The sequence below is a fragment of the Thalassotalea piscium genome, assembly GCF_030295935.1.
Classification (GTDB): domain Bacteria; phylum Pseudomonadota; class Gammaproteobacteria; order Enterobacterales; family Alteromonadaceae; genus Thalassotalea_B; species Thalassotalea_B piscium.
This window is the reverse complement of sequence record NZ_AP027362.1, coordinates 2,376,616-2,401,517: the sequence shown is the minus strand read 5'-3', so window position 1 is coordinate 2,401,517 and position 24,902 is coordinate 2,376,616. Positions and strand designations below refer to the sequence as shown.

At 37.1% G+C, this 24,902-nt stretch carries 16 protein-coding genes; 12 read left to right on the top strand and 4 right to left on the bottom strand.

Annotation, left to right across the window (positions count from 1 at the left end; genetic code table 11):
* Positions 1-572: 572 nt before the first annotated feature.
* Positions 573-1,394 (bottom strand): hypothetical protein, encoded by an 822-nt coding sequence (locus QUD79_RS10385; RefSeq protein WP_184423041.1) that lies wholly within the window; start codon positions 1,392-1,394, stop codon positions 573-575.
* On the bottom strand, positions 1,395-2,465 hold the full coding sequence (locus QUD79_RS10380) for a S66 peptidase family protein (protein ID WP_184423043.1): 1,071 nt from the start codon (positions 2,463-2,465) through the stop codon (positions 1,395-1,397).
* Between the two features lie 415 nt (positions 2,466-2,880).
* On the opposite strand from QUD79_RS10380, the gene QUD79_RS10375 reads away from it, so the two are divergent.
* The 10 genes from QUD79_RS10375 (at position 2,881) to QUD79_RS10330 (ending at position 16,414) form a co-directional block, all read left to right on the top strand.
* Entirely contained in the window at positions 2,881-3,873 is a 993-nt protein-coding gene (locus QUD79_RS10375) for a D-cysteine desulfhydrase family protein (RefSeq protein ID WP_184423045.1), read from the top strand.
* 256 nt (positions 3,874-4,129) lie between these two features.
* Entirely contained in the window at positions 4,130-5,500 is a 1,371-nt protein-coding gene (locus tag QUD79_RS10370) for a Na+/H+ antiporter NhaC family protein (protein WP_184423047.1), read from the top strand.
* A 32-nt stretch (positions 5,501-5,532) separates the two neighbouring features.
* Positions 5,533-7,122 carry a serine hydrolase gene (locus tag QUD79_RS10365; protein ID WP_184423049.1) on the top strand — a complete coding sequence of 530 codons (1,590 nt, stop codon included), beginning with the start codon at positions 5,533-5,535 and terminating at the stop codon, positions 7,120-7,122.
* 75 nt (positions 7,123-7,197) lie between these two features.
* Positions 7,198-9,081: a glycoside hydrolase family 3 protein gene (locus QUD79_RS10360; protein ID WP_184423051.1), complete on the top strand. Its 1,884-nt coding sequence runs from the start codon at positions 7,198-7,200 to the stop codon at positions 9,079-9,081.
* Between the two features lie 34 nt (positions 9,082-9,115).
* The gene (locus QUD79_RS10355; protein ID WP_246454888.1) at positions 9,116-10,525 is read left to right on the top strand and encodes a C40 family peptidase; all 1,410 of its coding nucleotides are present in this window, start codon (positions 9,116-9,118) and stop codon (positions 10,523-10,525) included.
* 10 nt (positions 10,526-10,535) lie between these two features.
* The gene (locus tag QUD79_RS10350) at positions 10,536-11,627 is read left to right on the top strand and encodes a dipeptide epimerase (RefSeq protein ID WP_184423053.1); all 1,092 of its coding nucleotides are present in this window, start codon (positions 10,536-10,538) and stop codon (positions 11,625-11,627) included.
* A gap of 174 nt (positions 11,628-11,801) precedes the next feature.
* Positions 11,802-13,394, top strand: coding sequence for a sodium:solute symporter (locus QUD79_RS10345; RefSeq protein WP_184423055.1), 1,593 nt, complete (start codon positions 11,802-11,804; stop codon positions 13,392-13,394).
* Positions 13,394-14,308 carry a glucosamine kinase nucleotide-binding domain-containing protein gene (locus QUD79_RS10340; RefSeq protein WP_184423056.1) on the top strand — a complete coding sequence of 305 codons (915 nt, stop codon included), beginning with the start codon at positions 13,394-13,396 and terminating at the stop codon, positions 14,306-14,308. Before QUD79_RS10345 ends, QUD79_RS10340 begins: the two co-directional genes overlap by 1 nt.
* On the top strand, positions 14,298-15,248 hold the full coding sequence (gene murQ, locus QUD79_RS10335) for an N-acetylmuramic acid 6-phosphate etherase (RefSeq protein WP_184423058.1): 951 nt from the start codon (positions 14,298-14,300) through the stop codon (positions 15,246-15,248). The genes QUD79_RS10340 and murQ overlap by 11 nt, the downstream gene beginning before the upstream one ends.
* 2 nt (positions 15,249-15,250) lie before the next feature.
* Entirely contained in the window at positions 15,251-16,414 is a 1,164-nt protein-coding gene (locus tag QUD79_RS10330; protein WP_184423060.1) for an exo-beta-N-acetylmuramidase NamZ family protein, read from the top strand.
* A 13-nt stretch (positions 16,415-16,427) separates the two neighbouring features.
* On the opposite strand, the gene QUD79_RS10325 is transcribed toward QUD79_RS10330, so the two are convergent.
* Positions 16,428-17,273 carry a MurR/RpiR family transcriptional regulator gene (locus QUD79_RS10325; protein WP_184423062.1) on the bottom strand — a complete coding sequence of 282 codons (846 nt, stop codon included), beginning with the start codon at positions 17,271-17,273 and terminating at the stop codon, positions 16,428-16,430.
* A 327-nt stretch (positions 17,274-17,600) separates the two neighbouring features.
* On the opposite strand from QUD79_RS10325, the gene QUD79_RS10320 reads away from it, so the two are divergent.
* Together QUD79_RS10320 and pbp4b are read left to right on the top strand one after the other, a co-directional pair.
* Positions 17,601-20,534 (top strand): TonB-dependent receptor, encoded by a 2,934-nt coding sequence (locus tag QUD79_RS10320; protein ID WP_184423064.1) that lies wholly within the window; start codon positions 17,601-17,603, stop codon positions 20,532-20,534.
* A 105-nt stretch (positions 20,535-20,639) separates the two neighbouring features.
* Positions 20,640-23,138: a penicillin binding protein PBP4B gene (gene pbp4b / locus QUD79_RS10315; RefSeq protein ID WP_184423066.1), complete on the top strand. Its 2,499-nt coding sequence runs from the start codon at positions 20,640-20,642 to the stop codon at positions 23,136-23,138.
* A gap of 73 nt (positions 23,139-23,211) precedes the next feature.
* Here the strand turns inward: pbp4b and QUD79_RS10310 are convergent, their stop codons facing one another.
* Complete coding sequence (locus QUD79_RS10310) at positions 23,212-24,759, bottom strand: carbon-nitrogen hydrolase family protein (RefSeq protein ID WP_184423068.1); 1,548 nt, start codon at positions 24,757-24,759, stop codon at positions 23,212-23,214.
* Positions 24,760-24,902: the final 143 nt, after the last annotated feature.

Here is a 24,902-nt window from a genome sequence, read left to right as displayed (position 1 = left end):
CTTACCACGATCAATTTTCCTTAATTTTTAAATAATTTAACAATATAGCGTAATGCATTAAACATTAAAATAAATTTATTTTAATGTTTAGTTGTTTTTGCGTGAAAGCGAGAATTTTTCTCGCTTTCATTGTAGAAACCGAGAAAACGTCTAAACTGTAATTATATACAGTTAAAATAAAAGATTTTAAATGAGATTATTATTTTTAACATATGTAAAAGAATAAATGTGGGCAATGCGTTACGCTAAAAGAACAACGCAAAGCTATTTTTTTAAATTAAGGCCTATATTAACTTTTCTGATAAAAGATAACCTTCAGAGTGTCTAACCACGAAGTAGAATCTTTACGTAACTAATCAACTTAATCTTGCTCCTAAAACTTAAGTAGTCTAACTGTTAACTTAACAGCATTATCGTTGGCATTTCATGCTTTACCATCGTTCTAGTGTGATTTTTTAACAGGTGGAAATCGGTTAGGTTAAAACTTTTAAGCCTAAAATGTCAGAACGGGTTATATTAACAGGATTAAAATCAACTAATTATACAATCTGGGTAACCCAAACTGTTGGCAATTATTTATTTTTATCTTCCAAAAGAGTGAAAACAAAATCAACCATTTGTGTTTGTACCGATAAGTGGTTTTCTCCCTGACCATTGTTTTCTCTTTCAGCTTCTACATTGATGTAGCGATAGCCTTTCATTTCGGCATAAACAGATAAAGAGCCATCGTCTTCTTCCGGGTCAAATGCAACTTCTGGGTTTTGTAATACGGCATTCCAACCGTACTGCTTTGTTGTGGCAAAATCATTTTTATCTGTTAAAAAATAGAGATCGTCTTCATCATGGTCGCCTTGGGTAACATCAATTAAATAATTAGCACCGCTGGCAAGTTTTTTTTGATAACGAATAATAGAAACGTCTCCATAACCATCTTTACCGTCACCTGTGTAGCCGTTAGTGTTGTTATGCATAGCAACTAGGGTAGAAGGTGGTTTTGTTCCATTTAATGATGCTAAAACAAAATGGCTGAGTTTTTCAGCTAACTGTTCTGCTTGTGTAATCAATGGCGATTGCTCACTAATTGTCGGGTTTTGTTTTTTTAAACTTTCAATTCGACCATGTCTGGTAAACATTCGGTTAGGATCTATTTTAACTTCTTTATTGTTGATGTTAAATGTGATCAGGCGTTCACCATGTTGGCGTAGCACAACAAATACACCGCCTTTATCTACTATTTTTTCGGCAACATATTGATTTGCAACAAACTCAGTTTCGTGTGGAGCAAAAAATGCCCAGTCTTTTTCTGAGTTACTGTTACCCACAATTTCTAAATAGATATTGGGTTGTTGCGGAAATACCAATGCATGAGATAAAACAAATAATAAATTATGCATTTAACTAACAGCCGTTTCGGTGAGTATTAATCGTTTGTTATTCGCGTCAAGTGTTGCCATTGCACCAATAGGTATCGTTGAGTTATCGTCAATATGGCCGATCATTAAGCCTTTTAATACCGGAATATTTAAATCGCCCAACCTGTCTTTTATTACCTCTTCAATACTTAATGAGTTGCCAGATGCCTTACAGTCGGTACATTTACCAAACACTATGCCGGCAAGTTTGTTCAGTCGCCCTGCAATTTTTAAGTGAGTTAACATACCGTCGACACGGTAGGGAGCTTCTTCAACATCTTCTAAAAATAGAATTTTATTGGTGTAATCTGGTTCAAAAGGCGTACCAACTAATTTAACCATTAACGACAGGTTTCCTCCAATAAGCTGGCCATGGGCAACCCCTTTACTAACTAATGTCAGTCGATTGTCTTTTTCTGCTTGGCCTTCTGCTACTTCAAATAATGGGGGTGTACCAAGATCTATATTGGCCTTTGGAGAGAATAAAATATCTTTAAAGCTTTTAAGTGTGTATTCACTAAAATTTTGCTTAGCAATAGGGCCGTGAAAGGTCATTAATCCCGTACGCGCGTAAATTGCATTGAGTAGCGCTGTTATATCGCTATAGCCGATAAAAGCCTTAGGGTTTTTTGCTATTAAATTGTAATCTAAATAAGGCAGTATGCGCGGTGAACCATAGCCGCCACGTAAACAAAATATACCGTCTACGTTTTTATCTTGGAACATATCATTAATATCCCAAGCTCTTTGCTGGTCGGTACCTGCAAGATAGCCACTACGCTCAAAAATATATTTACCTTGCTTTACTTTAAAGCCAAACGATTTTAAAACATCAATAGCAAAATGAATTTCTTCGTCTTCCCATGTATTACTACTTGGTGTAATTAAGCCAATAGTGTCTCCTGCTTTTAAACGTTTAGGCTTAATCAGTTTATTCGAATTAGTTGCTGAGTGAGCCTGGTTGCTTGTGCTTGCATTAGTTATAGTTGGCAATAAACTTGTTGCAATAGCAGAAGTGATTATTGCTTTTAAGAAGGAGCGTCTTGGCTTCATTATTATTCCTGTTTTTCTTTAAAGTTAATAAAATAGTATCATATAGCAAATAATAATTATTACAAAATAAGAAGTTTGTAAGAATTTTATAGTATTTTTAGTTTATGTTAATAACAATAATGTAACTCTAGGGTCTGTTGATCTTTCCTTTTAGGCTCTGCTATAGGTTATTTTTTAAGATAACAACACGAAAATAGTGCAATGTAGTTATTCTACTTTATCTATTTTTAACGTAGTTAGGTTGAAAAACAACCATAGCCCTTTAGCTTGCCTTGAAAAAGCCTCACTCTTTGTTGCTTAATGTGCATTTGGAACAACCAAATATTACATTAAGCGCCTCGATTGACACCTTATTCAAGAGCAACAGAGCTATAAACTGAAAGTTCAACAGACCCTCGCAATTAAAGGCTGATTTATGTCTACATTCAACTCTATCCCTCGCGTGATAATCTCTCATAGCCCTACACCTTTAGAGCCAATGCCTCGATTATCGTCGTTGTTTAATCATAACTTGTATGTAAAGCGCGACGATTGTACAGGTTTAGCAGGTGGCGGTAATAAAACCCGTAAATTAGAATATTTGGTTGCTGCAGCGCTTGCCAATAAAGCAGATACCCTAGTAACTGTAGGTGGTATGCAATCTAATCATGCTAGGCAAACTGCGGCGGCAGCGGCTAAATTTGGCTTGAACTGTAAATTAATATTAGAAGATGTACATGGTACGCCTAAATCAGACTTTTACCATAATGGTAATATGTTATTAGATAAGTTACTGGGAGCTTCTATTCATCGCTTATCTGACGAGCAAAACTGTACAGAATATGCCCATAACTTGATGACAAAGTTACAAAATAATGGGAAAAAACCTTACTTTATTCCTATGGGTGGTTCAAACCCATTGGGTAGTCTTGGCTATGTTCATTGTGCGCAAGAAATAGTAAACCAAATAAAAGAACAAGCAATAACTATTGATCAAATTGTGCTAGCCACTGGCAGTGCTGGCACACAAGCAGGGTTGTTAGCGGGGTTAATTAAAGCGGGTGTAGATATTCCTGTACTAGGAATTTGCGTAAGTCGCTCTGGTAACGAACAGGTAAAACTTGTATCAGAGTTATTAGCGCAAACCTTAACCTTAATGGGTTTAGATCCTTATTTGGCCGAAGGCAGGGTAGTTGCTAATGGCCATTATTACGGTGAAGGTTATGGTATTGCTACTGAGGAAATGATTGAAGCTGTTCGTTTATGTGCGCAGCATGAAGGGTTGATACTAGACCCCGTATATACAGGTAAAGGAATGTCGGGCATGATTGACCTATGTAGAAAAGGCTACTTTAGTGATAAGCCTAATATTTTGTTTCTTCATACAGGCGGTAGCCAAGGTGTGTACGCTTATCAGGAAATCTTTTGATAACTATATGGTGTTGATTTTTGAAGCACTAGGGGCTGTAAGCTTTAAATTGTTAGCAGAGGCTAAAATAAAAGTTTAACACGCCCTAATGTCTCATATAGCGCAAAGTTCATCCTAGACTAACAACCAAACTGCACAAACGTTCTTTATGCAAAATATATTTTAGTAATAAAAAATTACATTTGATTGTTAAAGCTTGAATAATCTATTCTTATTTGTCAGTATGTTCACTTAGTAATATTAATAAGGGTTTAATATGGAATGGTACTCATTGTTACCTCCGTTAGTTGCTGTCGCAGTTGTCTTATGGAAGAAAGAAGTAATACTTGCATTATTACTCGCTATTCTTACCTCTGAAGTATTACTTGCTGAGACTGGTGCATCTATGATTTTTCATGGAGCTGTAGGAACATTCGAGCGTATCGTTTCTATTTTTGGTTCAGCTGGAAATACACGAATACTACTGTTTAGCTTAATTATTGGTGCTGTTTTAGCATTTATGCGACATTCTGGCGGGGTAACTGCCATGGTCGAGTATGTTATTTCTAAAGGTTTAGGTAAAAATCGGCGTCAAGCTGCGTTTATGGCTAACTTTACAGGAATGGCCATATTTATTGAAAGTAACCTGTCTGTGCTAACTGCGGGTATAGTCTCGCGGGGCTTATTCGACCGTTATAAAATGAGCCGAGCCACACTTGCTTATATTATAGATAGCAGTGCTGCACCTATTTGTATTTTAGTGTTACTCAATGGTTGGGGGGCATTTGTACTGGGCTTACTGAGCAATTATGAATTTGAGCAAAGTGCGGCTGAAATAATGTGGGGTACCGTGTTATTAAACTTTTATCCAATTATTGCATTAATGATGGTTTGGTACACTGCCTATACTGGCAATTTACATGGACCACTTGCCCGTTCAAAGTTTAGCGAAGAGCATGATATAACACGTAAGCATGAGTTTAAGCCTACAAAAGCAAGATTTATGTTAGTGCCATTATTAACTATGGTTTTGGGTATGATCATGTTTATGTTTTGGACTGGCGATGGCACCTTAGCTAACGGCAGTGGTTCAAAATCTGTGTTGTATGCAACAGTTAGTGCCTGTTTAATTGCTTATATTATGATGCTATTTTCACGTAAATTTACTCATCATCAACTGGTGAAAATTGGTTTTGACGGTATGAGTGAATTATTACCTTTAGTGGCTATTGTATTACTATCGTTAACCTTGGGCGCTAGTTTAAAAGTATTAGGTACGGGTATATATGTAGCGCAAATTATTGGCGACTCTTTACCGTTATTTTTAATTGCACCTATGTTATTTCTTGCAGGCGCTTTTATTGCATTTTCAACAGGTACTTCGTGGGGTACTTTTGCCATATTAATCCCAATCGGTGTACCTCTTATTCAAACCTTAGGCTTACCACCTTCATTTATTATTGCTGCAATATTAGGTGGTGGGGTATTTGGCGATCATTGTTCGCCTATTTCTGATACCACGGCTGTTTCTGCAATTGCATCAGGCTGTGAGCTTTTAGAGCATGTTAAAACTCAACTACCTTATGCTTTATTTGGTGGTGCCTTAACCGTTATTTTATATATGGTATATGGCTTGGCTTTTTTATAAAAACAACTACTTGATATGAGAGATTTTTATTGATGAAAAATTATTTATTTCTATTCACTTTTATCGTGAGTTTGTTTGGTCAGCCACTATACGTATATGCCCAAACAGATGCTTTTAATGTGAAAGAAGTCGATAGCTTAGTACATAAGGTATTAGCTACATTTAAGGTACCAGGTGCAGCGGTTGGCGTAATTAAAGACGGCGAAGTATTATTGAACAAAGGTTATGGCTTACAAGATATCAATAAAGAAGCGCTGACCGTTGATAAAAAAACACTCTTTAAAATAGCTTCAACCTCTAAAGCCTTTACTGCTGCAGCTTTAGCAATGTTAGTTGATCAACAAAAAATAACTTGGGAAAGTAAAGTTGTTGATATTATTCCTCAGTTTGCATTATACGATCAGTGGGTGACGAAAGAATTTACTATTGCTGATTTGCTGACTCATCGCAGTGGCTTAGCAAGATTTGCCGGTGACTTAATGCTGTGGCCAGAACCAGCAGGCTTTAGCCGAGATGAAATAATACGTAACCTTAAACATTTACGTCCCGCTTCGGGTTTTCGCAGTGAGTATGCCTACGACAACTTGCTTTATATTGTAGCTGGTGAGGTTGTTGCAAAGGTTTCGGGATTGTCTTGGGAGCAGTTTGTTGAACAGCAAATATTTTCAGCGCTAGAAATGAAGCGCTGCTTTGCTGGCGCTGTACCAAAAAAGCAAATGACAAATATTGCTCAACCTCATGGTTTAATTAACGATAAACCAACCATTATCAAACGTAATCAAACGTATGATAAAGAGAGTGTTATGGCTGCTGCTGGTGGTATTAAATGTAGCGTTAATGATTTACTTGTTTGGGTACAAACACAATTAAACCGTGGTATTTCACCTGCTGATGTGAGAATTTTTAGCGATGAGCAAAGTAAAGTTATGTGGTCTCCACATACTATTTTATCTGTCTCAGAAAATGATAAAAAATATCATAATACTAACTTTAGATCTTATGGGTTAGGCTGGCGTTTAGCCGATACGCATGGTTACAAACGTGTTTCTCATACGGGGAGTTTGTCAGGTAACTTATCTCAAATTACTTTGATCCCAGAGTTAAATTTAGGCGTTGTTGTTCTTATTAATCAAAACTCAACCTATGCTAGAAATACAATAATGAATTCTATTGTTCAGTCTTTTATAAATGTTGAGCAAAGAGACTGGTTAACAATTCAAACACAAAGACAACAGGAGCGGTTAGACCGACTCCGCACGAAAAGTGCCCAAGCAAGTTTAACGCATAATGTTAAGCCTTTAAGAAAAAAGGTAACACTACCCTTACAACGTTACGTTGGTCTTTATCAAGACCCTTGGTTTGGCCAAGTTAACATTTCAATTAAAAACAAACAGCTTTACTTTGAATCTTTAAAGTCGACTCGTATGCACGGGCACATGATAGAGAACGAGGGTAACGAATTTATTGTTTGGTATGACGATAGAAGTTTAGAGGCAGATGCGTTTGCTCGGTTTACAGTAGAAAATAATCAGGTAGTTGGATTAACAATGGATCGACTTTCAGACGATATTGATGCCAGTTTTGATTATATAGATCTGAACTTTACCCGTATTACTGAATAGGTATCAAGTGAGTGAAACTAGATATTAAACAGGTATTAACACCGTTAATTTACATTGAGTACAGCCAGAGGAATTATGTTTAGTCGTATTAATAGGAAAGTTGTGTTGGGTTTGGTCATAGGCATAGTAATACTGCTTGCTTTACTGTTTAAACACCAAGCTGAACGCGCTGAAATAGCACAAAAAATAGCACAAAAAATTATGCTTGATATTCGCTATTATTGCCCTGAATTAACTGAACATGTTGTCTTTACCGATGAAAATAGATGTAAATCTCCAGTAACCACATTACATGAAGACTTATCTGGCTTAATAACAGATACGTCTCTAGGGTCAATAATTCTTTTTGCAGAAAACTTTACTGATATTGAGCAAACTATTCATCTTACGCAAGATCTACAGCAAGCGGCATTAGCATCAAACAGTGCACAACCGCTGTTAATTTCAATTGACCAAGAAGGTGGGCGAGTTGTACGTTTACCTCGTGCTATTGCAACTTCCTTCTCGGGTAATATGGCCGTAGGTGCAACCTATGAAAATCATAGTGACTACTTTGCAAGAAAAGTAGGAGAGGTTATTGGCGCTGAATTATTCTCGCTAGGTATAAATGTTAATCACTCACCTGATGTAGACGTAAATATTAATCCAAATAATCCTGTAATTAACGTACGCTCTTTTGGCGAAACCCCCGAAATTGTTGGCGAGTTGGGTGTTGCTATGCTTGAAGGTTTGCAGTCGCAAGGGGTTATTGGCACATTAAAGCATTTCCCTGGCCATGGCGATACCAATACAGATAGCCATACAGGTCTACCACGTGTTGAACATAGCTTTGATGTGGTTAAATCAGTTGATTTATTGCCATTTCAACAAGCAATAGACACTAGTAATGTTGAAATGATAATGACGGCACATATTCAATATCCTGCACTTGATAATAGTTTAGTCATAAACAAGTTTGGCGACTCTATGATCAAACCCGCAACCTTATCTAAAGCCATTTTAACGACATTACTAAGAGAGGAAATGGGGTTTGATGGCGTAGTGATCACTGATGCGTTAGACATGGCGGGAATTGCTGAGTTTTTTGCTGAAGATGAAGCCGTTATCCATACCTTTAATGCTGGTGCAGACATAGCAATGATGCCAATGAGCATTAGGCAGCCTTCAGATATCCCTCGATTTAAAAATATGCTTAATCTACTGGTAGATAAAGTTATGTTAGGTGATATCTCAATTGAAGAGGTTGAACACTCAGTTGCTAGAATACTTAAATTAAAACAATCGCTTGTGCCAGTTGATAAAACCAATATTGATGAGAAGGTGTTGAATGCTAAGCAAATAATTGGAAATGACAAGCATAAGGCGTTAGAGCAGGCGCTTGCTCAGCAGTCAGTGGTTGAAATTAAGCCCAATGAAATACTGCCACAAACGTTATCATCGATAACTAAAGTTCACCTTGTCTTTCCTAAAAAAGAGCAGTCTGAAGCAATGGCGCGTGCGCTCAATCAGCAAAGTGTGCTCATGGGTGAGCAACCATGGTTGATATCAACATCAAACTTGGAAACGTTTAACCAAGAAGCCATGTTTGCTCAGCTTGATAATACTGAACTTGTAATTGTGGCCAATGATAGCCAAAAAACTGCCGTTGAAATAGGGCAGGCGAGTGATCTTACCATACAGAGTGTTAACCTAGATAAAACGGCGGCAGATCATGCTTTAAGTGTTTTAGCGTATGCAAAGCAAAAGCAGTTACCTGCGATATATATATCCCTTAAAGCGCCATATCAATTAGCACAATATACAGCAACTGCTGATTGGGTATTAGCAAGCTTTGATGGTAATGCATACCAAATTAAAGACTCGGATGGGTATACTGGGGCTGTATTTAATAGTTTAGCTGAAATAATAACGGGTGAAGTTAGTGCTACCGGACATTTACCCATTACCCTAGATTTATGATAGATATTTTTAATGTTAACTAAGGAACATTTAAATGAAAGTTAAAGTCATAATTTCATTTGTATTACTTTTACAGATGAACTTTTTTTCGCTCGCAGCATTTGAATATGTGGAACAGAAGTCAGACGTTATGAACATAAATGAATCACAATTGACAACATCGCACTGGATTGAGCTTCATAAAAATAAGCAAGCAAGTGAAGATGCAGTGTTGATTGATAACCAAGGTGTAAGCCAGTTTAATCAACAGTTGATAGCGAATAATGAGCATGTTAGCGATCCGCTGACAATGCCCGAACAATTAACTCAAGCTCAATTAATTAGCTTAATTAATCAAATTAGTTCAGTACCCAGTAGCGCGAGGTTTTATAGCAATGGTCGCAAGCTAGGTGACAAAGAGTTTAACAATTACAGAGAAAACTTAAACCTTTTGGCTGTAGCTACTAAGAATAGTGTGAGATGGGGGTTAGTGGTTAAACGAGCATCTTTGCGAACTTTTCCTACTAATGACCGAGTGCTTAATAGTGGTATGGATAGCGATCTTGACAGGTTTCAAGAAACCGCAGTGTTTCCGGGCGAGTCGGTTGCGGTATTACATGAGAGTAAAGATAAACAATGGTATCTGGTGCGATCATACAACTACCTTGCGTGGGTAATGCAAAAAGATATAGCGCTTGGAGATAAAAAAATCGTTAATAACTTCATGAAACCGGAACAGTTTTTAGTGGTAACTGGCGACAAAGTGTTTACAACTTTTGTACCTGACAAGCCTGAAGTCTCGGAAATTCAGCTAGATATGGGGGTTAAATTACCACTAATGAATAAAGGTGAATTTGTCGGTAACCTGTATGGTCAAAACCCTTATGCTTCACATATTGTTCAGCTTCCTGTGAGAAATAAAAGTGGAAAGTTGAGTTTTTTACCTGCGTTGATAGCAAAAAGCCAAGATATTAATATAGGTTACTTACCCTTTACAAAACAAAATATTATTAAGCAGGCGTTTAAGTTTTTAGGTGAACGTTATGGCTGGGGGCATGATTATAACGCAAGAGATTGTACCGGCTTTGTTGGTGAAATTTACAAAACTTTTGGGGTGTTAATGCCGCGAAATTCAGGACAACAAGGCAAAGCAAACTATGGTAATAGCATTGACTTTACTACCGAATCTAAAAAAGAAGACAAATTGGCGGCAATAAAACAATTGGAAGTTGGCGACTTAGTTTATATTCCTGGTCATGTTGTTATGTATTTGGGTGAAGATAATGGTCAGCCTTATGTGATTCATGATGTTAAAGGTATGTCTTACTTCACCGAAGATAACAAATACTATAAAGGCACATTAAATGGTGTTTCAGTAACGCCTTTACTCCCTTTACAGTTATCTGAATCTAAAAGCTATATTGATAGAATCTATAATATTAAACAGATAAGACTTAACGAGTAAAGGTGGCAAAATGAAAATTACCAATATACGTTTTGCGAAGTTAATAGTGCCATTAATAACGCCTTTTAAAACGTCGATGAGAACGGTTGAAAATATAGAAGACCTAGTGGTTATTGTTGAAACTGATGCAGGCGAGGTGGGCTATGGTGCTTCACCAGCAACACCGGTAATTACCGGTGACACGCACGGCGCTATTATTGCGGCAATTGATACTGTCTTATTGCCTAAATTGAAAGGCATGGATATTGAAAATTTAAATGGCATTATTCATGTTATTCAATCTTCAATTATTAATAATACCAGTGCTAAAGCAGCATTAGAGTTAGCGATATATGACTTATGGGGAAAGCTTTATAAAGCACCTTTGTACCAATTGTTAGGTGGTGGAGACAATAAACTACAAACTGATATAACCATCAGTGTTGATAATATTGATAAAATGATCAGTGATTCAGTTCAAGCCGTTGCTGATGGCTTTAATATATTAAAGATTAAAATTGGTACAGATATTAAAGAAGATATTGAAAGAGTTAAAGCCATTCATAGCGCGGTAGATAACGATATATTACTAAGGCTAGATGTTAATCAGGGCTGGAGCGCTAAACAAACTGTTTATGCGGCTAATTACTTTGAAAGTATTGGCATACATTTGGAGTTAATAGAGCAGCCTGTTCGCGCAGATGATATTGCGGGGTTAAAATATATTTCTGATCGAGTTCATACGCCTATTATGGCGGATGAAAGCGCATTTTCACCTAAGCAAGTGATAGAGCTTATTACGAGCCATTGTGTTGATATTATTAATATTAAACTAATGAAAACCGGTGGCATTTCAAATGCGATAAAAATAGCTGATATCGCTAAAATTTATCAGGTGGAATGTATGATTGGTTGCATGCTTGAGGGCAGCATAGGTGTTTCTGGTGCTGCTCATCTCGCAGTGGCTAAGTCAGATGCTATTACTAAAATTGATCTCGATGGGCCAGCGCTTGGCCAATATGATCCTATATCAGGCGGCGTAACATTTGATAAGTCTGTAATACAGCTTAATAATGCACCAGGCTTGGGTATCAACCGAATAAATGGTTTAGTCGATCTGTAATATCCTTTTGTAAAATGCAGGTTATCTAATTAATGAAACGGATATAAACGTTAAGTTCAACAGACATTAATATCTATTACCTATATATTTTTTGTTATATTTAATTATTGTTTTGTGTTAATGTTTGAATAAATTATTCCTTTAACCTTTGTAAAGTGAAATTTTAAGGAACATATGAGTACACTATATTCGGGATTAGATTGGCTTGTTTTTGCTTTGTACGGGGCGTTATTACTAGGCTCTGGAATTTACTTTAATCGTAAAAAATCACAAAATACTCAAGACTTTTTTCTTGGTAGTAATACGATTCCTACGTGGATGGTTGCTATTTCTATTTTAGCGACCTCTCAATCAGCAGCAACTTTCTTAGGTGGTCCAGACCAAGGGTATCAGGGCGATCTGTCGTATCTTGCGACCAATATCGGCGCTGTAATTGCCGCTGTTTTAGTGACAGTTTTTCTTGTGCCAAAGTTTTATCAAAATAAAGTATTCACCGTTTATGAGTTACTTGAAAAGCGTATGGGAAGTGCAGCCAAGAAACAGGCAGGGATAATGTATTTATTTGGTCGTGTTTTTGCCAGTGGTGCACGACTATACATGGCCGCTTTAGCTGTTGCCATGATTTTATTTGGTAATATTGCTGCTGAAAACGTGATTATAGCGACCATTATTTTAACCTTTGTCGGGTTAATTTATACCGTATTTAGTGGCATTAGAACCGTAATTTACAGTGATGTGATTCAATGCGTTGTTTATATAAGCGCAGCAGTGTTTGTTATTTACTTTATCTATACGGCGATTCCTGCAAGTTTTTCTCAAATTATAGATGCATTACAAAACCCGTCACCGGGTCAGTCTTCAAAGTTGGCCGTATTAAAGTTTGACTGGGACTTTACTTCAACAGGTGTTTTTAACTTTTGGTCTGCTATTACCGGTTTTATGTTGTTAAATTTTGCGGCATTTGGTTTAGACCAAGACATGACACAACGCATTTTAACCTGTAAAAATGCTAAAGAAGCTAACAAAGCAATGCTACTTTCCGTGTTACTTGTTATACCTGTAATGCTGTTATTTATTGTGATCGGATTGTTGCTTTATATTTTGTATCAACGCCCAGACATTATGCAAATGTCATCAGGTGGTGAGCTAATTCAAAGTTTTCAAGGCGAAAAGATTACAATTTTTATGTACTACGTTCTTAATGAAATTCCTTCTGGCGTACGTGGACTAGTTACTATTGGGATAATAGCTGCAGCCCTATCTACCTTGAATTCAGGCTTAAATTCAATGTCGTCAGTTATCGTTAACGACCTGTATCGTCCTTTTAAAGAAAAACAAAAAATAGTAATGCCTGAGTCTCATTATGTTAGTGCTGGGCAATTAGGCATGGTAGTGGTCGCTTTAGCACTTTGTTTAATGGCAATTCTTTGCTTTTACTGGCAAAGGTATACGGATATGCCACTATTAAAGTTCGCACTAAGCGTTATGGTGTTTTCGTATAGTGGCTTACTTGGCGTATATTTTACTGCTTTATTTACAGAGCGAGGTAATCAACAATCTGTTTTTTGGGCACTAACGATAGGCTTTCTTGTTACTTTATTTTTTCAGCCTTATGTAATGTCGATGTTTTTATCTGAGGAGTTGTTGTTTGACTTAGGCTTTACATGGCAGCTATGTATTGGCGCTTTTATATCATTTTTTGTTTGTATGTTAGGGCGAAATAAAACACATGCTACCAACTTAACAACTTGTTCGGATAATGCGTGATGAATGATCTTGAAAATCTAAGAACCTTCATTTTAGGTGTAGATGGCGGTGGCACTAAAACGATTGCTCGCCTTATAAATATAGACACTGAAGAGCAATGGCAAGCGAGCACGGGCCCTTCGTCTTTAACCAATGACTATAATACTGCATTACGCAGTTGCCAAAGCTTGATTGAACAACTGCGTATTCAAGCTAACTGTTTAAGAACTGAGATCACTGTTGTTTTTGGCTTAGCCGGTGCGGGTCATATTGAAAGAGCTAATGAGTTTAAGCGAGCGATACCTGAAGACTACAAGGAAGTAGAGGTTTACACAGATGCCAAAATTTCTTTATATGGTGCTAATGAAGGCAATCCTATTGCGGTTGTCTCTTTAGGTACTGGCTCAGTTGGCGCGGCATTAACTCATGAAGGCAAAGAGATTCAAATTGGTGGTTGGGGTTTTAATGTAGGCGATGAAGGTAGTGGCGCTAAAATGGGCGTTTTAATTGTAAAGTCTATTTTAGCTGAGATAGAAGATTTTGGTGGTGTAAACAGTTTATTAGCTCAAATGGTTGTTCAAAAGATAGGTGGAGATTTTGAGGCAGTTTTACCTTGGTCTACATCGGCTAAACCAACTGACTTTGCAAGTTTAGCCCCTTTAGTTTTTGAACTTCACGGAAAATGTCATTTAGCAAAAAGCATTTTAATTGAACATGTTCGTCATGTAGAAAGCCTGATCACAAAAACAAGAGCTAACTTACAGCTACCGGTAGTGTTGCTTGGAGGCCTTTCAACACCAACTATGCCATTTTTAAGTACTGATATTAAAAATATGTTAGTAAAAGAAAAAGGTAATGCTTTAGATGGCGCATGCTTTTTAGCAAAAAAATTAGCGCAGAAAAACCTCACAGGGTACTCAACGTATGGAAGTTAAATTAAATACTCAACAATCTCAATTAATTGGTGATCTACAGCAAATGTCTTCTGAAGGTCGTAATCCAGACACAATGGATTTAGATTTATTAGATACTAATAGCCTGTTATTGGCGTTAAATAGAGAAGACCAAAAAGTAGCTCAAGTAGTAAAACAGTCGATACCAGAGATAACGTATGCGGTAGAAGCTATAGTAACTGCATTTGCTAGAGGCGGTAGACTTATTTATGTGGGCGCAGGAACAAGTGGACGTTTAGGTGTTTTAGATGCCGTAGAGTGTCCGCCAACATTTAGTGTGTCTGAACATCAAATAATCGCATTAATCGCAGGCGGAACAACGGCTATGTATAAAGCGGTAGAAGGTGCTGAAGATGACCCTGAACTTGCAATTACAGAGCTTAAACAAGTGAATGTTAGCAAAAATGATGTTGTGGTTGGTATTGCTGCCAGTGGGCGAACACCCTACACCATTTCAGCTTTAAAGTATGCGAAAAAAGTTGGTGCTGTTGCGGTTGGTGTTTCTTGTAATTCTGGCTCAGCGCTGCTTAAAGAGGCTGATATTGCAATTTGTGCTGAAGTTGGACCTGAAGCACTTACCGGCTCAACGCGCTTAAAGTCAGGTACTGCACAAAAACTTATCCTTAATATGCTAACAACAGCTAGCATGGTAAAAACGGGTAAAAGCTACGAAAACCTAATGGTTGATGTACACGCAAGTAATGAGAAATTAAAAGCAAGAGCCGTTCATATTGTAATGCAGGCTACATCTTGTGATATTCAAAAAGCGTCAGCGGCATTAGTACAAGCTAATAACAACGCTAAACTTGCCATTTTATTAGTGTTAACAGGCTTACCTGTCGATCAGGCAAAAGTATTGTTAGCGGCTAACAATGGCTTTTTAAGATCAGCCGTTGATGAATCAACTAAGAAAAGCAATTAACGATGAAAGCATTAACTTATATTCTTTTTAGTCTTTGTTTCATAATGTTATTTAGCGTTAATAGCCATGCACAGACTATTACCGTTGGTGCTGAACAACCAGTAAGTTATTTACCCTTATTAAAGGGTAAAAAAGTAGGATTAGTGGTTAATCAAACCTCTGTAGTACAAGGAAAGCACCTTGTTGACTTTCTCTTAGGGGAAGGGGTTGATATTAGCTATATATTCGCACCTGAGCATGGCTTTCGTGGAGATCATGATGCAGGGGCGACGGTTAAAAGTGATATTGACACCAAAACTAAATTACCGGTTATTTCTATTTATGGGAAAAACAAAAAACCAGCTAAAGCACTAATGCAAGCGCTTGATGTTATTGTTTTTGACATTCAAGATGTTGGTGTACGTTTTTATACTTACCTAAGCTCAATGCACTATATGATGGAGGCCGCAGCAGACAACAATAAACATTTTATTGTATTTGACCGTCCCAATCCAAATATTAAGTATGTTGATGGCCCGATATTAGAAGAGTCATTTAAGTCGTTTGTTGGCATGCATCCAATCCCTATTTTACATGGGATGACTTTAGGAGAACTGGCACAAATGATTAAAGGGCAGGGGTGGCTATCAAGTAAAAACGCACTCAATTTAACGATAGTGCCAGTGAAAAACTATACACGTAATAGTCAATATTCTTTACCTATAAAGCCAAGCCCTAATTTACCTAATGACCAATCAATTCAACTCTACCCGTCTTTAACGTTTTTTGAGCCTACGGTGGTAAGTATAGGTAGAGGTACACCATTCCCTTTTCAAGTCATTGGGCATAATGATTACGCAATTGGCGACTTTAAGTTTATGCCTGTATCTACACCTGGTAGCGCCTCAAGACCTAAATTAATGGATGTTCAGCTCACAGGACAAGACTTAAGAAAGTCTACTATTCATGGACTTGATCTTGGACCATTGATTCAGTGGCATAATTTATTTAAAGAGAATAACCAAGAGTTTTTCAAACATCCCAAGTTTATGGACAAGCTAGCGGGCACCGATAAACTTCGTAAAAGCATTGAATTAGGTGAAAGTTCACAACAAATAAAAGCGACATGGCAAAAAGACTTAGCCGCTTTTAAACAATTGCGTACCGAATATTTAATTTATGAATAGTTGACTTATCGCCTTAGCTTTCTCTGAAGTCTTTAACCACATTATTACTTTTCTCGAGTAACTTTCTACCCTGGCTTGATGACTGGGTTAGCGCGATAAACAAGATATCAATGACAAACTCTTGTGATGTTCTGGCTAAAATAGACGATAACCGAATCGACTCTTGCTCTGCAACTGAATAAAGCTTCACGTCAGCATTATCTGAAACAGGTGTTGAACCATACTTAGTTAGCGAGATAACAGAGCTATTATTTGCTTTAGCTTGTTCAGTAACAGAGCGCACCTCTCTAGTTTGCCCCGATTCACTAATAGCAAAAACTAAATCACCTTTTTTAAAGGTTGAAACAAATGCCAATTGTGCATGACCGTCTGGCTCAGCGTAGGCTGAAAAACCAAGCTTTTGTAATTTATACGAAAAATCTTTACCAACAAGTGCAGAGCCACCTAAACCACATATTAAAATACGCTTTGCAGACGTTATTAATGCTAGCGCGTCTTCAAAAGACTTTTGTTCATTAAGTATTTTTGTTTCAGTGAGTACAGCCATTTTACTGTTAAGTAAAATTTCTGCCATTTGAGTTAAACTAGAGTGTAATGTTATTTCACCATGTAATTTTGGATCATTCGTATCGCTATTTAACGCATCAATAACTGCCATTTTAAACGCTGGATAGCCTTTATAACCGAGCTTTTGTGTAAACTTAACGACACTTGATTGGCTGATCCCAATGACATTCGCTAATTCTTGAGATGATAGCTCCCGTATTGCATTTGAAGATTTCAACACAAAATTGGCTAATTTTAACTCACTAACAGAGAGCGATTTTTTCATCGCTTTTATTTTAACAAGTGCTGACATTTCGACCCACAGTAATAAATTATTTTAAAGTTTATATCATTATTTAATTCTTAATTACTAGTAATAATTAACTACTAGGCTATATTTTAGAGATTATTATCTACAACTAACGTGTTTTCTTGGTAATAATATATTTGTTGTTTTCAATAAAGTTGTAATAAAATATTTACTTTAATTGCTAGTGTGGTAAGTTACTAACAACGAATAAAAATTATACATTTGAACAAATATGATTGTTTATAACAAAACATTGGGTTAGGGATAACTATGGTGTGTTATTAATCTTATTGATTATTCTTTTATAATAATAACTTGGAGAAGCTCAACATGAAATTAACAAAGATAGCGCTTGTTCTGGCTATGGGACTTAGTGCTTCAGCATTTGCACAATCTTCCAGTAGCATAAGAGGTAAAGTAACAACAGAAGATGCAGGTATAAGTGTTGCCGGTGTTACTGTAACCGCCACAAGTGAAAACATGCCCAAACCACGCTCTGTGGTAACTAATGCTGACGGGTCATATAACCTTCAAGCGCTAATTCCAGGCAAGTACCAACTGACATTTGTTTCTAGTGATGGTACAACCCGTCAAATGGATGTTGAGGTTTTTTTAGATCAATCAACAAGAGTTAACTTATTGCTTGAGCCGACATCTAAGAACGTTGAAGTTATTACTGTTACTGGTTCAAAAATTTTTAGAGAGGGTAACTCTTCTTTAACAAACTCGGTAAGTGCAGAAGTTGTAGATGCTGTACCAACAGGTACTAACTACCGCGACTTAATGAAACTTATTCCTGGTGTACAATACTCTGAAAATTCAGTGTTAGGCCCATCGGCTGGTGGTTCTGGTCGAGATAATAAATACGGGTTTGACGGCGTTGATGTGTCGTTACCTATGTTTGGTACATTAGCCTCTGAGCCATCTACCCATGATGTGCAAAGTGTAACAATGGACCGTGGTGGTGCTAAAGCTATTGGTTTTAACCGCTCTGGTGGTTTTTCAATAGATACTATTTCTAAATCAGGTACTAATGAATTTCATGGCTCTTTAGAGTATAAAATTCAAGATAAAAGCTTTGTTGCCGACAAAGACGATGCTGATGGCACTAAGTATGAACTTAATAAGTCTTGGTTAATTGGTAGCTTAAGTGGGCCAATTATTGAAGATGAATTATTCTTTTATGGTTCGTTTTATCGTCCAGAAAGTGATCGTGTAAACAAAGAAACGGCTTACGGCGAAACAAAAGACTATAGCAGTGTGCGTAAAGAGTATTTTGGTAAGCTAACCTATGCACCTACAGACGATTTACTATTAAACTTTAGTTATCGTACCTCAGACAAAGATAATAGCGGTGAGTCTATTGGTGCATTTGATACTGATAGTACTTCTGAAGGTTCAAGTGCAGATCAAGATATTATAACCTTTGAAGGGTCATACATTATTAATGATATGACGACCTTTAATTTTCAATATAGCCAATTTAAACTTGAAACAGCGGGTGGTCCGGATAGATTACTCAGCGATGTTACCCCAACTTTAGGTGACAACTTAGATTTAACCAATTTAGACAACCTAGGTTTATTCAATGTACCTAATTTGCAACTTGATAACCCAGATTTTGACAATGCTCAAGCCCAATTATTAATCGACCAATATGGTTATGTTGATGATGCAGGTTTGAAAGCAGGCGGTGGTTCAATTGGTGCTGGCTCTACTATTAACGAACAAAATTTTTATCGAGACAGTTTAGAGCTATCTTTACAGCATGAATTAGAATGGGGTTCAACTTACCATAACATCCATGTTGGTTTTAAATGGGCTGAAGGTACTGAAGAAATTAGCCGTTTTTCAAATGGCTGGGGTAGCATTAGTTACTTTGGCGGTCAAGAAACTGCTACTGATGGTACGCCAATTTATTATCGTGCTATTACCCAACAAATGAGCTTACAAGATGCCTCAGGCTCTACTGTACCGGTTATTGAATCTTCGAATGAAAGCTATAATATTGAGATTAACGATTCAATTGAATACCAAGACTTTGTATTCGAGTTAGGTGTGTTAGTAAGTAAAGATGTTTTATATGGTCAAGGTTTAAGAGCTAACTCATCAAATGTGTCTGGTTATGAGCTAGCGCCAGGCGAAAAATATAAAATGCACACTATTGGTTTTAGCGACATGATTCAACCGCGTTTAGGTGCAACGTGGAATTACCAAGACGATGCCTCTGTATTTGCAAACTATGCGCGTTATAATCCTGAAGCGTCTTCATTATCTCGTGCTGCGTCTTGGGCAAGAAATACTCGTTCAGCGCTAAATGTTGACTTTGACGAAAATGGTAACTTTATTGAATCTGAGCCAAGAGATGGTTCTTCAGGTAAGTTTTTCCAAGAAGGGATGACACCAAGAAGTATAGATGAATTTACCATTGGTGCGACTAAAGCTGTGTCTAGCGATTTATTATTTCGTGGACATGTACGTCATCGTAAAGGTGATCACTTCTGGGAAGATACACCTAACACATCACGTCTTGATGGAAAATATAAAAGTCCATTTGGTGGCGTACCTGATCACATTGCAGCTAAAGGCGAGTACATTCCAAATTTAGGTGCAATGCGTGATGAAGTAGGTGGTTCATCATACGTAATTGCTGAATTAGATGATGCCTTTACCAAGTATTGGGAAGTTAGTTTAGAAGCGGAATACCAAGGTGATCGTACTTACCTTAATGTGTCGTATGTATGGAGCCATTACTATGGTAACTACGACCAAGATATTACTGGTGGTTCAAGTGATGCCAACCTATTTATCGGTTCATCAAACCTTGGTGACGGTAAAGGACGTCAAGTTTGGGATGGTAAATACGGTAAGTTAAATGGTGATAAACCGCACGTATTTAAAGCCTATGGTTATTATACAACAGATTGGGAAGCTAACGTTGGGGCTTACCTTGTTTACCAATCTGGTGATGTGTGGGAGAAATGGGATGGCTCTGAATATGGTTATTCAAGTTCAACCATACGTTATGCTGAGTATGCCGGTAGCCGCCGTGAAAGCAGCCATTGGCAAATGGATTTAACTTATAATCAAAACTTTACCGTTTATGATAACTATGTAGTTGAATTTTCTGCTGAATTGTTTAACGTTTTTGATAACCAAACAGGGTATAACTACGACCCGTATGCATCAAACACAACGTTTGGTGAAGCGCGTAATTTAATTAATCCGCGTAGATTACAATTATCAGTTAAAGTAGGCTTTTAATTGAGTTTAGTGTAGTTAAACGTAAACGTTAATAATTAAATCCCCGTCATTGCATGGGGATTTTTTTTAATATATAAATTATAAAACATGAATGAGCAATACACTATGAAGAGTAAATTCTCTTTTTTTGAGGCTAAAAATAATAAATACTTTTTAGGGCACTTACTTATTATAGTTTTGTTGATAAGTAGTTGTAGTTCGTTACCGATAAAGTCGCTACCGTCAAATAATTATAGTGAGCGTGTTAAATTTTTAGTAATGCACTATACGGCTATTGATTATCAACAATCAGTAACTGCATTAGTGGATCAAGGAGGAGTTAGCTCACATTACCTTATTCCAGAATCAAATGATGACAGCTATAAAGAAAGTGAGTTATCTATTTATCAATTGGTGCCAGAATCAAAACGCGCTTGGCATGCAGGTAGCAGTTATTGGCAAGGACGTATTGATTTAAATGATCAGTCTATCGGTATAGAAATAGTTAACGTCCCTGAATGTCGAAAACTAGAAAAAATTGAAGGCGAAAGGGTACTAAATTATCAACAAGAAAATGATGATAATAAACTGTGTGTCTTCCCTGATTTTGACCCCAAGCAAGTTGAATTAATTATTCAGTTGTCAAAAGACATTCTTAAACGTAACCCAGATATAACCCCTACGCAGGTGATTGGTCATTCTGACATTACGCCCACACGTAAAAATGATCCAGGTCCACGATTCCCATGGCAGCAACTGTACCAAGCAGGTATTGGCGCTTGGTATGAAACAGAAACCGTCGATAAATATTGGCAATTGTTTAATGCTACCGCTCCTAATATAGGGCTTGTTCAAAAGGCATTAAACAGTTATGGCTATGGCATAATTGAAACCGGTGAATTAGACAGTCAAACACTTGATACTCTTTCTGCCTTTCAAATGCACTTTATTCCATGGAAAGTTACGGGCAAGCCAGATTCAAAAACAGTTGCTACTATTTTTGCATTGTTAGAAAAGTACTTTCCTGAAAAGATCGAACGATTATTAAGTCGGTATGAAGATGAAAAGGTTGTTGAGTCTATTAGCTTATTCAAGCCGAAACGAGGGCAAATAGATCAACGCTTTCCGGAAGTAGAACGAAGCACTAGAGCATTAGTTAACGATAGAGCGACTTTTAAAAGTTATCGTGGCGGTGGTGAAATTATTATTGATAATAACGATGCACTCTCTGCAGATATTTATGTAAACGGTGAAAAACTGAATATTAACACGAAGATGGAGCATGGACAGCGCTATCAATATAGCTTGAAGCGTCGAACCAAAAATGGTGTTAATACTTTAAGGGTAGATAATATTTTACCCGAAGGGGCGTCACTCAATATTATTATTCCATTTCCAGAACTTACACTAGCAACTAATAAAAATAGTACACGTTTTAAGAAGGTTGATGAGCAAATACAGTCTGATATTGAGCAGGGATTTCCCGGTGCAGTATTAATGGTGATAAAAAACGGTAAGGTAATTAAACATAGCGCGTATGGCTTTGCGAAAAAATATGAGGATGGCGGCCATTTATTAGCCTCTCCTGTACCAATGACTACCAATACCATTTTTGATATCGCATCAAATACGAAAATGTTTGCAACTAATTTTGCATTAATGAAGTTAGTAAGTGAAGGGCGGTTAGATACTAATAAGCCGATTTCATATTATTTACCAGATTATACTGGCGCTGGTAGAGACACGCGATTAGTTAAAGATTTATTAACCCACAGTGCTGGATACGCTCCCCAAATTCGTTTTTTTGATAGTAACAACAAGTTAGGTAAAAAGTATTACTCGCAAAACAGTGCGAGATCCAAACAACTTATTTTAAACAAAGTACCGTTTTCAATGGGCAGAAATACTAAACATATCTATAGTGATACCGACTTTATGCTACTTGGCATGTTGATAGAGCGTATTACTGGCAAAGGATTAGATCAATACAGTGAATATGATATTTATCAACCCTTGGGTTTAAAAGACACGCTATTTAACCCTTTAATCAAAGGAAAGGTTAAATCAGAAATTGCCGCTACAGAAATACATGGTACGACACGCGGTGGCCGAGTTGAATTTGATAATGTTCGTCGTTATGTGTTGCAAGGTGAAGTGCACGATGAAAAAGCTTATCACTCTTTCGAAGGAGTAGCAGGGCATGCTGGACTATTTTCCACTACTTCTGATATCGGAATATTAATACAAACATTACTTAACAGAGGCGGCTATGCAGGCACTAAAATTTTTAACGAAAGTGTTATCGACCAATTTATAAAACCTGCAGATACGAATGGTAGTTATGGTTTAGGTTGGCGTAGAAACAATAACGGCGCATTAAAGTGGCACTTTGGGCCTTATGCAAGTCCTTCAGCCTATGGGCATACGGGTTGGACTGGTACAGTTACCGTTATCGATCCAGAGCATGACTTAGGCATTGTATTATTAACTAACGCTAGACATTCCCTGATTGAAAATGATGAAGAGAATGAAGAAAACTATTACTTTAAAGGTAAAACATTTGAAACAGGAAAGTATGGCAGTATTATTTCTTTAGTTTACGAGGCGGTGTTGGAAGGTAAGTAAAAAGCACTACACCTATCGGTTCAAAGCACTTGGGTTTATTCAAGTGCTTTAAACTATTTTGTTTAAATATGACTTAGTCTTCTATCCAGGAAACTTTATACAGATCACGTCTACGGTCTAAATAATTTCTAACTGAGCCTTCATTTTGTAATTTGTTTAATTTATCTAAGTCAAGGTCAACCACCAATGTCATCTCGGTATTGGGTGTTGTTTCAGCCATAATTGCATCATGAGGAAAGGCAAAGTCTGACGGTGAAAACACTGCTGATTGCGCGTATTGAATATCAGCACCATCCACTTTTGGTAAATTGCCCACACTACCAGCAATAGCAACATAACATTCATTTTCAATTGCGCGTGCTTGTGCGCAACATCGAACTCTGAGATAACCATTTTTGGTATCAGTCCAAAAGGGCACAAATAATATTTGTACGCCTTGCTCTGATAATAAACGTCCAAGCTCTGGGAATTCGACGTCGTAGCAAATTAATATGCCAATACGTCCAAAGTCAGTATCAAAAACTTTTAATTTATCACCGCCTTGCATTATCCAAGCACGTTTTTCATGTGGCGTTACATGGAGTTTATATTGTGAGTCTATTGTTCCGTCTCGTCGACACAAATATGAGACATTAAAAAGCTCATCATTTTCAATAACCGGAATGGAGCCTGCAATAACATTAATGTTATAAGTTACAGCCATCTTTGAAATAACTTCAACAATTTCAACACTGTATTCTGATAATGCTTTTACTGCGGCAATAGAGGTAGCATGATTTTCGATACCCATTAAAGGCGCATTAAAAAACTCAGGAAAAAGTGCTACGTCGCATTGGTAATCTGAAAGCGCATCAATAAAAAACTCTATTTGTTGCGACAGTTCTTCTACCGAAGAAAATGCTCGCATTTGCCACTGAACACAGCCGATCCTTGCGGATGTTTTGGTTGCCCCGATAAGTGGTGACTTTTCAGGATCGTAATATAAATTATTCCACTCTAATAATGTTGCATAACCATGTGACTCTTGATCTTCAGGCAAGTAATTTTTTAACACTCGCCTTACTTCAAATTCATTTGAGAGTTGAAAAGTTAGAATTGGATCGTAAAGCTCTTTACGTTTAACTTTTTCTATATACGCTTGTGGGGTTAACTCTTTTGCGTGATCTTTATATTTAGGGATCCGTCCACCAGCAACGATAGATTTTAAATTAAGGTTTTGACAAATTTCTTTTCGTGCTTCATAAAGCCTACGCCCTAAGCGCATAGCACGATAATCTGGAGATACGAATACATCTACACCATAAAGTACGTCACCCAATGGGTCGTGAGTAGTTAAATATGCATCACCCGTAATTTCATCATAAGTGTGTTGGTCACCAAATTTATCGTAATCAACTATTACACTAAAGGCTGCAGCTACCACTACGCCATGGTCTTCAATACAAATTTGCCCGTCAGGAAAGACCTTAAGTTGAGCTCTGAATTTATTTTTAGGCCAAGCCCCACCAAGCCCTGGGTAAACTGCGTCCATTAATTTCTTAACATCTTCATAGTCAGCGAGAGTTAAGTGTCTTAGGTTAAGTTTATGGCCTATATCTTCAATGCATGTATCGTCTGTCATATTCCACTCTTATTAGCATTATCACGGTTATAGCACAAGATATCAGGCTATTTAACAGCATCAAAGATAATTTAGGACGTGTTATAAAATTTTGTTTAAATTAAACATGGTTTAATCACGGTGAGTAGTGTGTAGCTTAGTCA